This window comes from Pseudomonas sp. GW821-FHT04C07, from assembly GCF_059420325.1.
In genome coordinates, this window is the sequence record NZ_JBWKTM010000002.1 from 597,039 (window position 1) to 612,248 (window position 15,210).

Sequence of the window (15,210 nt, forward strand, 5' to 3'; positions counted from 1 at the left end):
GTTACGCCCTGATCGGCCGGAATCTGCCCTTCTCGTTGCGTCGACGTACAACCGCGCCAGTCGCCCATGGCCCAGCAACATCCGGATGAGTTGAGCCAACATGTTTGACCGACCTGATGAGGCAGTAATGGAACCAGGAAGCTATCAATTGACCATGAGTGTGCTTATGACCCCGGACAAAGCCAACTTCTCCGGCAATGTTCACGGTGGGGCTTTGCTCAAGTTGCTTGATGAAGTGGCCTTCGCTTGCGCCAAGCGCTATGCCGGCAATTATGTGGTGACCCTGTCGGTCGATCAGGTGATCTTCAAGGAGCCGATCCGCATCGGTGAGCTGGTGACCTTTCTGGCATCAGTGAACTACACCGGTCGTTCCTCGATGGAAATCGGCGTGAAGGTCATGACTGAAAACATTCATGAGCGCAGCGTACGCCACACCAACAGCTGTTACTTCACGATGGTCGCTGTCGATCACAACCACCGCCCCGTAGCCGTGCGCTCTCTGGTTCCGGAGACCTGCGCCGAACAACGCCGGTACGCCCAGGCTCAGCAGCGCCGCCTGCAACGCCAGGAGCTGCAAGCGCGCTACGACTCGCTAAAAGTCTCCCAGGCTTGAACCACGTGAAACCGAGCGGTCAGCCGATAGCTGTCGATGCCACACTACAAGGAACAACACGCATGAAACTATCATTATTGAGTCGTTACTCATGCTTCGCCTTTTGCTTTGTCTTTACCCTCGTCGGTCTGTGCCTGTTCGAGCGCATCGAGTGGCTCTGGTCCTTCACTCTGATCACCGGGATCCTGACGCTGATCGGCCTTAATGACCTGCGTCAGACCCAACACTCGGTGCGTCGCAACTATCCCGTGATCGGTAACCTTCGTTACCTGATCGAACATATCCGTCCAGAGATCCGCCAGTACCTGCTTGAAGGTGATGACGACGAACTGCCCTTTTCCCGCACCCAACGCTCGCTGGTCTATGCCCGCGCCAAGAACCAGAGCGCGGAGAAAGCCTTCGGCACCCTGAAGGATGTCTACAAACCCGGATTTGAATTCATCGTTCACTCGATGCTGCCCAGCGAAGTGCTCGACCCCAAGGAGTTCCGCATCATGGTCGGCGGCCCGCAGTGCCGTCAGCCTTACAGCGCTTCGATCTTTAACATCTCCGCCATGAGTTTCGGCGCCCTGAGCGCCAATGCCATCCGCGCTCTGAACAAGGGAGCAAAACTGGGCGGCTTTGCCCATGACACTGGCGAAGGCAGCATCAGCCCCTATCACCGTGAATTTGCTGGCGACCTCATCTGGGAACTGGGCAGTGGCTATTTTGGCTGTCGCGACCAGGACGGTCGGTTCGATCCCGAGCGTTTCTCCACGCAGGCCTGCAACCCTCAGGTGCGGATGATCGAGATCAAACTCAGCCAAGGTGCCAAGCCCGGGCACGGCGGTATTCTGCCCAAGCATAAGGTGACTGCGGAAATCGCCGAGACCCGGGGCGTGAGCATGGACCGCGATTGTGTGTCACCGGCTCGCCACAGCGCGTTTTCTACACCGATCGAACTGCTGCAGTTCGTTCAAAAGCTACGTGAACTGTCCAACGGCAAACCGGTAGGCTTCAAGCTGTGCATCGGCCAACCCTGGGAGTTCATGGGGATCGCCAAGGCGATGCTCAAGACCGGCATCCTGCCCGACTTCATCGTCGTCGACGGCGCCGAAGGTGGCACAGGCGCCGCACCAAGGGAGTTCAGTGACAACATTGGCATGCCTCTGCGCGAAGGGTTGTTATTCGTGCACAACACCCTGGTCGGCTTGAACCTTCGAGACAACATCCGGTTGGGTGCCAGCGGCAAGATTGTCAGTGCCTTTGATATCGCCAGTGTGCTGGCTATCGGTGCCGACTGGGTCAACTCGGCGCGCGGCTTCATGTTTGCCATCGGTTGCATCCAGTCCCAAAGCTGCCACACCAACAAATGTCCGACCGGGGTCGCCACTCAGGATCCGTTGCGCCAGGGCGCACTGGTGGTCGAGGACAAAGCCACTCGCGTCTACAACTTCCACCGCAATACCCTGATGACACTGGCCGAAATGCTCGCCTGCGCGGGTATTGAGCATCCCTCGCAATTAACCGCCGAGCACCTGGTACGGCGAATCAGCGACACCCAGATCCGTTTATTTTCCCAGACACACACCTTCCTTAAATCAGGCGAATTGCTCGATGACCGCTGTACCAGCGAGTTCTATTTGCGCATGTGGCACAGCGCCCGGGCCGATAGATTCAAACGCAACGACTCAGGCGATGAGATCGTTGTCGACAGGACCTCATCTGAGACTCGATATACCGCTATCGCGTGAGTATTGCCATCAGTGCACCGCTGAGAGAGAGGGTTGGCCAACGCATCCGCTTAGTGCTCTCCCGGTGACTGGAATTGGGGTATTCATTTTGATAGGGAAGCTGAACCAGAACAAAAAGCACGCATAGCACACTCGCCGTAGCGCTGGTCGCTCTCGGTATCACCAATGCCAGTGTCCAGAATACCGATCCATCTAAAGTTGGCCTTGCGGTGATGGATGCGACCAATCGGGCGACATCGGCCTCGCGCCCCGAAAGCCCTTGTGCATGGTGAGGTAGTGAGGCAGATCGCTACGCAAGCTTGATCCAGCCGGTCCGAGGCCGGTCGAAGGGCAGCATAGTCAGGCTCGCGCCGTGTTCCACTGAAATTCGCTGGCGCTACCGAGATCAGTCTCAGGGGCAGCCTGGAGCACCTGTTGCATGATCGCGGCATTACTCGTTAACGCAATTTCGCGACGTCCTGCTCGGAGACCTTGGTGGCTGGATTGCCGAACCGGGTTGTCACGTAATTGGCCAACACAGCGATCTGCGCATCGGACAATTCGTTGGCGAACGCCGGCATGCCGACATCATTGCCGGCCGCTTGGCGATGGACGCCATGCAGGATGACCTGCAGCAGGTTGTCCGCAGTCGGTGCGCCGACAGTCGAGTTATGCAGCAGTGACGGGTAGTAACCATCAGGCGTACCGTCGCCCTTTGCCTGGTGGCAGGTCGCACAGTTGCCCAGGTACAGCCGGGCCGGGTCCGGTGTGTCGTTCAGCGCGACTCCGCGCAAACGGCTGACGTCGGTCGCCGGCTTGCCCCATGCCGCCCGAGGGCCCGCGCTGGCGTCAGGCACGGCGGGCACGCTGCGGATGTACGTGGCGATCGCGTCGAGATCGGTATCGGCCATGTGCGAGAAGCTGTGCTGCACCGCTTCGGCCATCGGCCCGGCTGCCTGCGCGAGCCCCGGTACGCTGCCGGTGCGCAGGTACTGGACGAGTTGCGGCTGGGTCCAGCTGCCAATGCCGGCATGAGCGTCAGAGGTTATGTTGTACGCGTCCCAGCCAGCGAGTACCGAGCCGCCGAGGAAACCGCTGGCGCTTTCGTCGAGAGCTTTTTCCTGCATGCCGGTCCCGCGCGGCGTATGGCAGGTGCTGCAGTGGGCCAGCCCCTGCACCAGATAGGCCCCCCGGTTCCACACCGCATTCTGCTCAGGTTTGGCCTGGTAGGGCCCGTTTTTCAGGAACACCCGGTTCCAGGCGGTGAGTGGCCAGCGCATGCTGAGCGGCCAGGGGATATCGCCGGGGCGCTGAGCCTGGTTGACCGGCGTCACGCCGTGCTCGAAATAGGCATAGAGCGCTTTCACGTCGTCATCGCTGATTTTCGCGTACGACACATAGGGCATCGCCGGGTACAGGTTGTGCCCGTCCTTCGACACGCCCTGACGAACGGCACGGTCGAAATCGGCCAGCGTCCAGCTGCCGATACCGGTCTGTGTATCCGGTGTGATGTTGCTGGAGTAGATCGTCCCCAGCATCGGGACGTTCAGCGGCAGGCCGCCGGCGAACGCTTTGCCGTCAGCGGTGGTATGGCAGGCCATGCAGTCGCCGGCGATCGCCAAGTATTCGCCGCGCTTGACCAGTGCCGGATCGGACAGGTCATCGGCATGTGCAATGCCAGGCAAGGCGAGCGCACCGGCCAGCAGAAAGAAAAGGGTCTTTTTCGACACGTCAAACCTCCTTCTTCAACTGGTCGGCCATGCGCAGCGCCAGTGCAGCGATGGTCAGCGTCACGTTGACCGTGCCCACGCTGGGCATGGTGGAGCTGCTGGAAATAAACAGGTTGGGGTGGTCGAAGGTTCGGCAGTCCCGGTCGACGACCGAGTCGCGGGCATCGCTGCCCATGATCGTCGCGCCGGTGATGTGATTGTTCGGCGCGAACTCGTCATTGAACTGGATCTCCGTACCGCCGAGCACCTTCGCCGCCGTCGCATACACCTCGCGGGTATGCACGGCGCTGCGCTTCACGTAGTCATCGATGTGGTAGGTGATCTCGGGGCGCGCAATGCCGATCGCGTCGGTCTCGGTCTTGCTTGGCACGATGCGGTTTTCCGGCAACGGCAGGATTTCATGGAAGCAGTCGAACTGGACATAGCGTGCCGACTGGTCGCGAATCCGCGAGTCAAGTTCGGAGGGTTTCAGCAGCTTGCCCTGGTCGAAGATTTTCTGGGTTTCCTGATCGATGCGCGACAGGTTCGACAGGTGGATTTTCTTGCCGGCCTGATGCGCGCGGAACGGGCCGTCGCGAAAGCCGATCAGCGAAGTCATTTCCTGCGGCCCCCGGCCAGGCCAGAGCTTTTCATTCGCATAAAACGAGACGCCGGTGCCGGGGTGGTCCATCAGGTTGCGGCCGACCATGTCCGAGCTGTTGCCGACCCCCTTGGGAAAGTCGTTGCTGGTCGACATCAGCATGATCTTCGGTGTTTCGATGCCATTCGCGGCGAGCACGAAATACTTGCCCTCGACACGATGCTCCTTGCCTTGCGGGTCTTTGTAAAGCGCCGCGGTGATTTGTTTTTTTGGGCCGACTTCAAGCTTGAAGACGACGGCATTCTCGATCAGCTTCGCGCCCGCCTGTTCGGCTTTTTCAACGTGGAAGATACCGTTGTACATCGCGCCGATGGGGCAGATCGGCATGCAATTGTTGTTGCCGCAGCAGGTCGGCCGGCCGTCGTAGGGGCGGCTGTTGCGCGCGACCGGTTCGGTCACCACATGAAAACTTTGGTCGTGCGCGTTGAGCGCGCTCTTGATGGTGTGCTCGTTATAGGAGAGCGGCAGTGGCTGCATGGGATAGGGCTGGCTGCGTGGCGAACCGAGCTCTTCATCGCTGGGCCCCCACACGCCGAGCTCTTCTTCGGCGCGCTGATAGTAGTGTTCAATGTCGTCGTATTGAATCGGCCAGTCGCGGCCGACGCCATACACGGTCTTCGTCTTGAAGTCGTTCGGCAGGAAGCGCCAGGCGGACGCCGCCCAGTGCCAGGTGGTGCCGCCCACCGCGCGAATGTATTGCGAATTGAATTTGTGCTCGCCCTTGAGGATCAGGTAGTCATTGGGCGGCCCGTATTCGGGGTGCGGTGCCCAGGCGCTCGATGGGTATGGCGCCATGAAGTCCATCTTGTCGGGTTGGTTGCGAAAGCGTTCGACAATCTGCCAGCGCGGCATGCGTGGCCCGGCTTCCAGCAGGATCACGGACTTGCCGGCCAGCGCCAGCTGGTGAGCGACGATTGCGCCCGCCACACCCGAACCTACAACCACGATATCCGCTTGTTGTGTGTCAGCCATGTCTAGGACTGCCTTTCTGTAGGTTTGGTCGCCCAGAAGCCGGGCTTGTTGGGGCAATAGGAACGGATCACCAGGGTATCGGCGACCACCACGAACATCAGCGCCTGTTCGTAGGTCACCACGACGTTGTCGACGATGCCCAGGTACCAGCCTTTCATGATGTTCAGCGCGAGCGCTTGTTCGGACGTGCCGAGCGAACCGGCAACCAGCGCGCTGGCCAATGGTGGCAGGCGCTGGGGCAAATCCGGCGTGGCTTTTTGCAACGCGGCAAGCAGCCGCGCGCCCACGCCGCGATCGAGCCCGGCCTTGCCGGTCAGCGACTGCGACAGTGTCATGAAAGTATCGAGTGGTGGCGCGCTTGTGTCGTCGGCGAGTGCCTTGAGCGTCAGCGAGCCGATCAGCCCGGCCACGCTCAGCGCAAGCATGCCTTGCAGGCACTGGCGACGATTGATGAAGGGCGCAGCCTGCAGTCGGTTCTCGGCTGGAGCGCTGTCAGAGTCATTTCGATTCAATTAACTCTTCCTCTCTAACAAACATTCTTGTTTTAAAACAAACGTGTTAGCCCAACATAATAAACGACCATCGTTTCCGCATCTGGTGCGTTAAGACCTCCAGTCGTGTAGCCACTCAGCTAATTCAATTTTCTTGAGTGTCCTTTCTGGATGTGCCCATGCCATATGGTGACCCATCTGAATGATAGCCAACGCTACCAAAAAAGCAGCTCGGCGCTTGACCTGCTTGCCGGCCTCGTCCACGCCCTGGATCTTCAGCAGACCAGGCAGGGCAAACCGCGCACCTCGCCGATCACTTCGGTGCGCAGACATATCAAAGAAATGTGAGAGCGGCGGAGCGTCAGCACTCGCCCCCCCATTGGCCTTATCAAAGCTTGGTACGGCTCCTGCCAATATAGATCGCCAACAAGATTACTCCACCCTTTATGACGTTTTGGACATAAGGGGATACGCCCATCAATTTCATGCCGTTATTAAGTACGCCCAGCATCAATGCGCCGATCAGGGTGCCAATGATTGCTCCACAGCCTCCGGCGATGGCCGTGCCGCCCAACACCACCGCGGCAATTGCATCGAGCTCGAAGCCTACGTCCGCATTGGGTTGACCCGGGCAGCCAAACTTCGGGAAAAGCAATCAGAGCTGCGCCGTTGCGCGCAGCATCCTCGATCAGGCGTACCGCTTTTTCGATACTCGCCGGCAGGTCCAGGAATACCGGGACCGCTTGAACGGCGGCCACCTTGTACTGGCCGTTGATGGTTTTCATGTACGTGCTCCTTTGGCATGGAGGGGGCAGCGGGCGACGGGACGGTCGCTGAAGCGGTAGGCGTCGCGTTGCACCAGGAGTGGTGCGCTCAGGTCCGTGGCCGAATACCCCAACGCCAGGCAATAGGTGCCGCCTGCAAGCGCCATTGCTGGCTGGACGGGTCGAAATCGGCGAGCAGCCGATCATCCACCTCGAGGGTTACGCGTCGGGATTCCCCAGTCTTGAGGGCCACCTTGTCCCAGCCCAGCAACCGCTGTTGCTGACGCCCGGGTACACCGGTCACATACAACTGCGGCACGTCCTTACCAGCCACGGAGCCTGTATTGGTGACCGTGGCCGCGACACGCAGCGGATGGGTAGAGGTCACTTTCAAATCGCTGTAAGCAAAGGTGGTGTAGGTCAGCCCGAAACCGAATTGGAAAAGCGGTTTGGCTTGGGTACGGGCAAACCAACGATAGCCGATGTCAGCGCCCCCGAAGCCGACGATAGCCGGGCGGGGAAGCTGTTGCAGACTGGCCGGAAAGGTCATCGGCAGGCGGCCCGAGGGAGAGGAGCGATGCCAGACTTCATCACGGGTACTGGCCAGAATGCCTTCGCCACCCAGGTGAATGGACACAGCCGAACCTTGCGGTTCGATCACCTGGGCAGAACCGCCACCCGAGAGCACCCCGGCGTCCGCGTGCCCGCCGATGACTAGCACCCGCCGGGTCGAGACGGTAATTGGCAACGCCTGTTTTTCGTTTCGCAGCAACACCGCCCCTTCCAACGCCACCTGGCGCGCCACCTCGCGACTTGCCACGTAATCGATAGGGGTTTTGATGGGAGGGTGGTCAACCAGACCGATTGCAAACAGCGAGCGCAAGATGCGCTTGTTCATGTCGGCTACACGATTTTTGTAGGTTTGATCGTGGGCGGTCTTCTGAGCTAGCGGCGCGGCGAATGGGATATCACCATAAAGCATCAACCTTATGTACGTCGATCGTGCGCATGGCATCTTCTCTTGTTGTTGTTTTTTTAAGAGCATCGGTAACGCGGTAAACGTTCGTACAGCCGAGTTTAGGGACGCCGGGCGCGCGGAAACATCCGCTTTGCGCAGATCGCTATCCGTTTTGTGCAGCGCCCTGAATCGGGTTTTGGAGGAAGGTTGCTGAACGCTTGCCGTGAGGAAGACTCGGCAGAGATTGTTCTTCTCCGACAGACTGTCTTCTTTGCGATCGCATTCGGACGCTAAGCTTGGCCTATGGATGACTCAGATTATTTGCGCCTGCTGACCATCGCAACCGAGCAAGCCAACACGTTCGAGGGCGCGCAACCTGATGCACCTGGGGCTTAACGAAGCACGGGCCTGTAAGTCAGCGCTCAATGGTGCGGCCCATGGTGGCACTCGGGGGCGCCTCATGTGAATCAGTCGTTGCCGAAGAAGCTGTGGGATCGACTTGGGTTGGTCTCAATACTGGATACGATAAACGGCTTAGCCGCATAACCTGAACCGCCGTATACGGAGCCGTACGTACGGTGGTGTTTCGTCGAAGGTGTCACCCTGCCCTCTAATCTTCTGCCCAGCACCATCGCTAACTCCTGGGAGCGATCACGTGAAGCAGGCCTGTTGTCCTGGCAATCCTGGCTAGCAGAACAGGACGACGGTCTGCTGCCGCTTGATGAGACCGACCAGCAACTCGCGCAATGCGTGCAACCAGAAATCGACCGACTTTGGCAGCAGATCGGCGGCGCTTCATGGACAATTTTCTGCGTTAACCCGCGGGGTGTCATCGTCCACGCTCGTCAGGCGCGCACGCTCGCTGGGCCACTGCTGCCGTTGCAAGTTGGACGCCGTATTCAGGAGTCCGACATTGGCACTACCGCGCCCAGCTGCACATTGGCCGAAGGTGTTCCGATGGTACTGATCGGCAACCAGCATTACCTCAGTGACTTCGAGCATTTCTTTTGCGTGAGCGTGCCCATCCGGGGCCTGCAGGGTGAAGTGATTGGCGCGCTGGACATCACCGGGATCGGCGACCGTCAGGCCGGCGCTGTATTGGAACAATTGAGTCACGCGGCTATGGCGGCCGAAAATCGCTTGTTTACCACTCTGGGCGATTGCCGGACCCTGTCGCTGCAGCATGACCCACGACTGTTGGGTACGCCGTTACAAGGCCTCCTGGCAGTTGACCATACAGGCCGCATTCAAAACGCTAATCGTGCTGCCCAGCGATTGTTGGGACTTGAACAATTTCGACCAATAGGCAAGTGCCTGGACCACCTGTTCGAAGAAAGCAGCGCAATCGATCTGCACCGAACACCACAGCAGTTGACCCTCAGCGACGGTTCTCGGTTGTACGCACAGGTGATCGAGCAACGTCGAGAATCAACTGCGCAACACGTCTCCTCCCCCGCTCCTTTCCGTGTCAGTACTGGGCGCCGATCCTAAGCTCAATCATCAGTTGGACAACGCCCGCAAGGCCTTCGCTGCGAGCGTCCCCATTTTGCTTCAGGGTGAAACGGGAACCGGTAAAGAGGTATTCGCCCGTGCTTTACATGATCAATGGAACGCCCAAGCGCCCTTCGTTGCGATCAACTGCTCGGCGATCCCGAAAAGCCTGATAGAGGCTGAGCTTTTCGGTTATGTGGAAGGCACTTTCACCGGTGCGCGCAAAGGTGGGGCCAGCGGACAACTGGAAGCTGCACAGGGCGGAACCCTGTTACTCGATGAAATCGGTGATATGCCGGCGGCGCTGCAAACCCGTTTATTGCGGGTACTCCAAGAGCGCGAAATCACTCGTCTAGGCAGCACGACACGGCGAGCTCTGGATGTACGGGTGATCAGTGCCACCCATTGCGATCTGCAGCAACGCATGGTTGAGCAAAGCTTTCGTGAAGACCTCTATTACCGCCTCAATGGCCTGCAAATCAGCTTGCCGGCCTTGCGTGAGCGTCAGGATCTGAACACCTTGATCGACCGCCTTCGTCAACGCTACGGTGCTCCACCGCTGGAACACCAGGCATTACTGGCTCTGCACCGCCAGGCCTGGCCAGGCAACATTCGTCAACTGGAGCAGACACTGCGCCTTGCGGCGGCGCTGGCCAGTGACGAACCGATGATACTGCTGGAGCACCTGCCAGCAGCTATGCGAGTGGAAGGTGAGCAGGAAAGACAGAGCGACTTGCAGGACGTCATGCGCCGTACCGTCAAATCAGCGCTGCAGGCCAACGCCGGAAATATCTTCGCAACTGCCAGCCAGCTCGGTATTTCCAGGACCACGTTGTACAAAAAACCGGGGCGAATCACCAGACCTGAGTAACCTGCATCACAATAGGTTTCACGCCTTCCAGACCTCGATCAACGCATGAGCAACGCAAGGCAAGTTAGTCCCGTTTAGCCCCGCCATACACATGCGACCGCTGCCAATCAGATAAACACCAAATTCATCGCGCAACCGTTCCACTTGCGATTGAGAGAGACCGGTAAAGCTGAACATACCCTTCTGCTGAACGAAAAAATCGAAGCTGCGTTCGGGCAAGGCCTCTGTCAGGAGTGCCGCCAACATCTGTCGCATACTTGCGATGCGCAGACGTATTGCTTCTACCTCTTGCAACCACAACGCATGAAGAATGGGATCGCTCAGCACCTGGGCGACAATTTCAGCACCGAATCGCGGCGGACTGGAGTAGTTGCGTCTTACGGTCGCTTTCAGCTGGCCAAGCACCCTCTGCGCTGTAGCAGAGTTGTCGCAAACCACCGATAAGGCCCCGACCCTTTCGCCATAAAGTGAAAATGTCTTGGAAAAAGAGTTGCTGATTACGCAGGTCACGCCAGCTGACGCCATGGCGCGAATGGCATAACTGTCTTGAGTCATACCTTCACCGAGCCCCTGATAGGCAATATCCAGGAAAGCGATCAATCGACGCGCCTCAAGGACTGGCACCAGAATATCCCACTGATCGTGGGTAAGATCGGCCCCGGTGGGATTATGGCAGCAGGGATGCAAGAGCAGAATACTGCCCTCTGGTAACGTCTGAACGGTCCGCATCATCGACTCGAAGTCAACCTTGCCGGAGGTTCGATCGAAGTAGGGATAACCGTGCACAGCGAGCCCGGCCCCGGCAAATATCGCCCGGTGATTATCCCAGGTAGGATCGCTGACCCAAACAGACGACCGAGGAAAATTGTCCCTTAGAAAGTCGGCCCCCACCTTGAGCGCGCCCGATCCTCCCACCGTTTGGATTGTGACTACCCGCCGTTGGAGAACAGCTGGGTGCGTCGAACCGAACAAGAGCGATTGGACATGTTCTCGGTAGACGTCCAGTCCTTCCATAGGTAAGTAGAGGGAGGGCTCCGCCTCCTCGGTACAGAAAGCCGACTGTGCACGCGACACGGACTCAAAACTCATTACATTGGCGTGATCGTCATAACACAGACCAATACTCAGGTTGACTTTAGTGGGGCGAGGATCGCTCTGGAATTTTTCCATCAGCGACAAAATAGGGTCGCCCGCATAGGGTTGAACGTTGCTGAACAATCGATTTACTCCTGAATGCAGAATGACGAACGAGGTGCCAAGTAGCCCAACACCTCGCTCGCACCCGGATTACAGCGTCACACGGTGCAGTATTGCCTGACAAAACTCAGCATGACTTGGCGAGCAGGCAGGGTTTCTCCCAACGTGGCCTTCATCACCAGTGCGCACCTGGGGGAATCTCAAGGACGCTTTGTCATGCGTGAGATCGGCTTGAAACGATTGGGTAAGCCGGCCAGCATTGGTTGGATTCAATCCTCCCTTTTTATCCCGCAGTGTATTGCCGACTCTCGTCACCTCTTAGTTCGCGTCGGTAGCAGCCCTCAACACCAGCAGGTCAACGAGTTCCCCAGGCACGGAAAGAAACGGCTCGTGGCCGCTTTCCAGGGAAAACACATTGGTGATTCCGGCACGTTCGGCCATGAGAGCCTGAAGCTCAGGGTGAAGTACCCGGTCCTTGCAGCACTGGATATAGTCCTTCGGTAGGTTCTCGAAGTCCGCTGTCCAAGTCGCGGGTGTGATGATCGGCTTGAGAGCCTGAGGACGAAAACGCGGAACGGCCTTGATAATCGCATCCTGCGTACAATCATTCAGGAAGGTATCCGCGATGCTGTTTGGAATCAGTCGGGATGCTATTCCGTTTTCAACCATTTCCATTTGGGGACCGCCGCCGTCAGGTAAATGGCCTTCAGCGGCCAAAGAAGCCACTGACTCCCCGGATCGCGGCAGGAAGGCGCATACATATATCAACCGCGCGAACAGCTCAGGCGCAAGCGACGCAGCGGCAGTAATGGCAGCGCCGCCCATGCTGTGCCCGACCAAAACCAGTCTTCCTGACTGCATTGCCCGAGCCTCAGCGACAATTGCCTCGGCATAGCTCGCCAGCGTCACGTCTGTTACGGGCGTTCGATCATTGCCGCTACCTGGAAGATCGAGCGCACGCGCTTGGATCCCTCGATGCTCCAACAGGTCAGTTACCTCTTCCCAGACCCAGGCCCCCTGCCAGGCGCCATGGATCAGTAGAATACTCGTCTTCATAGTGTTTGCTCCTGTATGGCCGTGATACCGAACGGTTTCGATTGCTCATCACAGCCTCTTCAAGCTCGCCGAACTTCCGTTCGGCGAGCACTTTTGAGTTAGTGGTAACCATCCTCATGGTGGACTTTGCCGCGGAACACGTAGTAGCTCCAGAATGTGTATCCCAGAATGAACGGCAGGATGAATAGCGCTCCCACCAGCATAAAGCCTTGGCTTTGCGCGGGTGCAGAGGCCTCAACGATAGAGATAGAAGGCGGAATGATATTTGGCCACAGGCTGATACCCAATCCGCTGTAACCCAGGAATACCAAGACCAGTGTCAACAGGAACGGTGCGTAGTGAGCGTTACGCGATATGGCACGCAGAAGCATGCCAACCGTCACCACCACCAGAATAGGCACCGGTGCAAACCACAACAGGTTGGGCATCGAGAACCAGCGCCCGGCGATATCACTGTGCACCAACGGCGTCCAGATACTCACCACAGCAATCACCGCTAGCAGAACCAGGACCAACGGGCGGGCCAGCACATGCATCTGTTCTTGCAGTCGGCCCTCGGTCTTCATGATCAGCCATGTGCACCCGAGCAATGCATAAGCCACCACCAGCCCCAGGCCACAGAACAGACTGAACGGCGTCAACCAATCCAGGGCAGCACCGGCGTATGTACGATTTATCACCGGAAAACCGTCGATGAAGGCACCCAGGGCGACACCTTGGAAAAAAGTCGCTACCAAGGAGCCGCCGATGAAAGCCTTGTTCCAAATATGGCGTTTTTCGGCCCGTGCCTTGAAACGAAACTCAAAGGCGACGCCACGGAATATCAAGCCCACCAGCATCAGTACCAAGGGTAGGCACAACGCCGACAGGACAACCGCGTAAGCCAGTGGAAAGGCGCCAAACAGTGCAGCTCCTCCGAGCACCAGCCAGGTTTCGTTACCGTCCCATACCGGGGCGACCGTGTTCATCATGACATCGCGGTCTTTCTCGCTGTTGATAAAGGGAAACAGAATCCCGATCCCCAGATCAAAGCCATCCATGACCACGTACATCATGATCCCGAAAACAATGATGATTGCCCAAATGAGCGGTAGATCAATTCCCATGACTCAGTTCTCCTCATCGGCGGCAGAAAGCGGCCGAGCGGGTGTGCGTGACTGCCCCGGACCACCATGAGGTGCATGATCGGCATAAACCTGAGGACCTTTCCTTACCAGGCGCATCATGTAGCCAAGCCCCGTACCGAACAGTGCAAAATAAACCACCACGAATATCAGCAGGGTCGCACTCAGTTGCTGGACACTGTGTGTGGCTACCGCATCGGCAGTACGCATCACGCCATAAACCACCCACGGCTGACGACCCGCCTCTGTCGTAATCCAGCCTGCCAACAACGCGATCAAGCCCGACGGCCCCATCCACAAAGCCAGATACAGGAACGGGCGGCACTGATAGAGCGTGCCACGGCTGCGCAGCCACAGGCTCCAAAGGCCTACTGCGATCATTAGCATTCCAAGACCCGCCATCACTCTGAAAGTCCAGAAAACGATCATGGCGTTGGGACGATCTTCAGGCGGGAATGACTTCAATGCCGGGATCTGTTTGTCGAGGCTATGGGTCAGAATCAAGCTACCCAGGTAAGGAACTTCCAGCGCAAAACGGGTTTTTTCTGCTTTCATATCCGGCAGACCAAACAGGATCAGCGGCGTTGGTTCATTCCCTTCGTTTTCCCAATGCCCTTCTATCGCTGCAATTTTCGCCGGTTGATACTTCAAGGTATTGAGTCCGTGCATATCGCCAATCACTGCCTGCAACGGCGCGACGATCAGCGCCATCCACATCGCCATCGACAACATTCTGCGGATCGCCGGATTGTTTCGTCCGCGCAGCAGATGCCAGGCAGCAGAGGCACCCACAAAAAAGGCTGTCGCGACAAATGCAGCTGTCGCCATATGCATCAAGCGGTAAGGAAATGAAGGATTGAAGATCACAGCAAACCAGTCCACTGGGACCACCTGACCATTGACCACTTCATAACCTTGCGGCGTCTGCATCCAGCTGTTGGATGCCAGAATCCAGAAGGTTGAGATGATGGTGCCGATCGCCACCATCACCGTGGCGAAGAAATGCAGCCTGCGGCCGACACGATTCCAGCCAAACAGCATGACGCCGAGGAAACCGGCTTCCAGGAAGAATGCCGTCAGTACCTCATAAGTCAGCAGCGGCCCGGTGATGGAACCGGCAAAATCAGAGAAACGACTCCAGTTGGTACCAAACTGGTAGGCCATGACCACGCCGGAGACCACGCCCATACCGAAATTGACCGCGAATATCTTCGACCAGAAGTGGTACAGGTCACGGTAGGTATCGTCACGAGTCTTCAGCCACACGCCTTCGAGCACCGCCAAATAACTGGCCAAGCCAATAGTGATGGCGGGAAAGATGATATGGAAGGAAACGGTAAAGGCGAATTGGATTCGAGCGAGATCAATCGCCTCTAGGGCTGACATAGAACATCCTCAGACTGATAAAGCGGCGACCGGAATACCAGTGCCATCGGTCCCCCAACCAGGATGCTGCTTATTGGCGTTATGCACACGAGGAACAGGGGAAGTTAAGTGGCGAAACACTGCTTCATCACAACCCATGAGGGGCACACCATAGGCTGCGTCGTTTCGACCCTCCCTGGTCGAAGCCTCTGATCGAGTGTTATGC

Annotated in this window: 13 protein-coding genes and 3 pseudogenes; 6 read left to right on the forward strand and 10 right to left on the reverse strand. The window is 57.9% G+C overall.

Translation table 11 applies throughout. The features are described from left to right. The first annotated feature begins 127 nt into the window (after window positions 1-127). A complete protein-coding gene (locus tag AC07UI_RS06295; protein WP_494991649.1) occupies window positions 128-613 on the forward strand; it encodes an acyl-CoA thioesterase in 486 nt (161 codons plus the stop codon). 62 nt (window positions 614-675) lie between these two features. Continuing rightward, entirely contained in the window at window positions 676-2,346 is a 1,671-nt protein-coding gene (locus AC07UI_RS06300; RefSeq protein ID WP_494991650.1) for an FMN-binding glutamate synthase family protein, read from the forward strand. Between the two features lie 437 nt (window positions 2,347-2,783). Here the strand turns inward: AC07UI_RS06300 and AC07UI_RS06305 are convergent, their stop codons facing one another. The 3 genes from AC07UI_RS06305 to AC07UI_RS06315 are packed head-to-tail and all read right to left on the reverse strand — an operon-like array spanning window position 2,784 to window position 6,179. Further along, window positions 2,784-4,055 (reverse strand): c-type cytochrome, encoded by a 1,272-nt coding sequence (locus tag AC07UI_RS06305; protein ID WP_494991651.1) that lies wholly within the window; start codon window positions 4,053-4,055, stop codon window positions 2,784-2,786. A gap of 1 nt (window position 4,056) precedes the next feature. Then, window positions 4,057-5,667: a GMC family oxidoreductase gene (locus AC07UI_RS06310; protein ID WP_494991652.1), complete on the reverse strand. Its 1,611-nt coding sequence runs from the start codon at window positions 5,665-5,667 to the stop codon at window positions 4,057-4,059. Between the two features lie 2 nt (window positions 5,668-5,669). Further along, the gene (locus tag AC07UI_RS06315) at window positions 5,670-6,179 is read right to left on the reverse strand and encodes a sugar dehydrogenase complex small subunit (protein WP_494991653.1); all 510 of its coding nucleotides are present in this window, start codon (window positions 6,177-6,179) and stop codon (window positions 5,670-5,672) included. A 165-nt stretch (window positions 6,180-6,344) separates the two neighbouring features. Here AC07UI_RS06315 and AC07UI_RS06320 point away from each other — a divergent pair, with 165 nt between their 5' ends. Beyond that, window positions 6,345-6,506 carry a hypothetical protein gene (locus AC07UI_RS06320; RefSeq protein WP_494991654.1) on the forward strand — a complete coding sequence of 54 codons (162 nt, stop codon included), beginning with the start codon at window positions 6,345-6,347 and terminating at the stop codon, window positions 6,504-6,506. A gap of 40 nt (window positions 6,507-6,546) precedes the next feature. Here AC07UI_RS06320 and AC07UI_RS06325 read toward each other — a convergent pair. The 3 genes and pseudogenes from AC07UI_RS06325 to AC07UI_RS06335 all read right to left on the reverse strand — a co-directional run. Continuing rightward, window positions 6,547-6,786: pseudogene (locus AC07UI_RS06325) on the reverse strand (ABC transporter permease subunit); the annotation flags it as partial. A 55-nt stretch (window positions 6,787-6,841) separates the two neighbouring features. Then, window positions 6,842-7,129: pseudogene (locus tag AC07UI_RS06330) on the reverse strand (hypothetical protein); the annotation flags it as partial. Next, a complete protein-coding gene (locus AC07UI_RS06335) occupies window positions 7,032-7,820 on the reverse strand; it encodes a fibronectin type III-like domain-contianing protein (protein ID WP_494991655.1) in 789 nt (262 codons plus the stop codon). The pseudogene AC07UI_RS06330 and the gene AC07UI_RS06335, both read right to left, overlap by 98 nt. 409 nt (window positions 7,821-8,229) lie before the next feature. Here AC07UI_RS06335 and AC07UI_RS06340 point away from each other — a divergent pair. From AC07UI_RS06340 to AC07UI_RS06350, 3 genes and pseudogenes are all read left to right on the forward strand, one after another. After that, window positions 8,230-8,426, forward strand: a pseudogene (locus tag AC07UI_RS06340) (group II intron reverse transcriptase/maturase); the annotation flags it as partial. 123 nt (window positions 8,427-8,549) lie between these two features. Then, window positions 8,550-9,371: a PAS domain-containing protein gene (locus AC07UI_RS06345; protein WP_494991656.1), complete on the forward strand. Its 822-nt coding sequence runs from the start codon at window positions 8,550-8,552 to the stop codon at window positions 9,369-9,371. Next, window positions 9,346-10,242, forward strand: a complete 897-nt coding sequence (locus tag AC07UI_RS06350; protein ID WP_494991657.1) for a sigma 54-interacting transcriptional regulator — start codon at window positions 9,346-9,348, stop codon at window positions 10,240-10,242. The genes AC07UI_RS06345 and AC07UI_RS06350 overlap by 26 nt, the downstream gene beginning before the upstream one ends. Before the next feature lie 18 nt (window positions 10,243-10,260). Here AC07UI_RS06350 and AC07UI_RS06355 read toward each other — a convergent pair whose 3' ends face one another. The 4 genes from AC07UI_RS06355 to AC07UI_RS06370 form a co-directional block, all read right to left on the reverse strand. Next, window positions 10,261-11,460, reverse strand: a complete 1,200-nt coding sequence (locus tag AC07UI_RS06355; RefSeq protein ID WP_494991658.1) for an amino acid aminotransferase — start codon at window positions 11,458-11,460, stop codon at window positions 10,261-10,263. Between the two features lie 297 nt (window positions 11,461-11,757). Continuing rightward, window positions 11,758-12,495, reverse strand: a complete 738-nt coding sequence (locus AC07UI_RS06360; RefSeq protein ID WP_494991659.1) for an alpha/beta fold hydrolase — start codon at window positions 12,493-12,495, stop codon at window positions 11,758-11,760. 98 nt (window positions 12,496-12,593) lie between these two features. Further along, window positions 12,594-13,601: a cytochrome d ubiquinol oxidase subunit II gene (gene cydB, locus AC07UI_RS06365; RefSeq protein ID WP_494991660.1), complete on the reverse strand. Its 1,008-nt coding sequence runs from the start codon at window positions 13,599-13,601 to the stop codon at window positions 12,594-12,596. Window positions 13,602-13,604: 3 nt separating this feature from the next. Continuing rightward, complete coding sequence (locus AC07UI_RS06370) at window positions 13,605-15,005, reverse strand: cytochrome ubiquinol oxidase subunit I (protein ID WP_494991661.1); 1,401 nt, start codon at window positions 15,003-15,005, stop codon at window positions 13,605-13,607. Window positions 15,006-15,210 lie beyond the last annotated feature (205 nt).

What these genes read in the sequence shown, in the direction of transcription:
- AC07UI_RS06295 (WP_494991649.1), top strand. Translation starts at nt 128, where the DNA reads ATGGAACCAGGAAGCTATCAATTGACCATGAGTGTGCTTATGACCCCG.
- AC07UI_RS06300 (WP_494991650.1), top strand. Translation starts at nt 676, where the DNA reads ATGAAACTATCATTATTGAGTCGTTACTCATGCTTCGCCTTTTGCTTT.
- AC07UI_RS06310 (WP_494991652.1), bottom strand. Translation starts at nt 5,667, where the DNA reads ATGGCTGACACACAACAAGCGGATATCGTGGTTGTAGGTTCGGGTGTG.
- AC07UI_RS06320 (WP_494991654.1), top strand. Translation starts at nt 6,345, where the DNA reads ATGGTGACCCATCTGAATGATAGCCAACGCTACCAAAAAAGCAGCTCG.
- AC07UI_RS06335 (WP_494991655.1), bottom strand. Translation starts at nt 7,820, where the DNA reads ATGAACAAGCGCATCTTGCGCTCGCTGTTTGCAATCGGTCTGGTTGAC.
- AC07UI_RS06360 (WP_494991659.1), bottom strand. Translation starts at nt 12,495, where the DNA reads ATGAAGACGAGTATTCTACTGATCCATGGCGCCTGGCAGGGGGCCTGG.
- cydB (WP_494991660.1), bottom strand. Translation starts at nt 13,601, where the DNA reads ATGGGAATTGATCTACCGCTCATTTGGGCAATCATCATTGTTTTCGGG.
- AC07UI_RS06370 (WP_494991661.1), bottom strand. Translation starts at nt 15,005, where the DNA reads ATGTCAGCCCTAGAGGCGATTGATCTCGCTCGAATCCAATTCGCCTTT.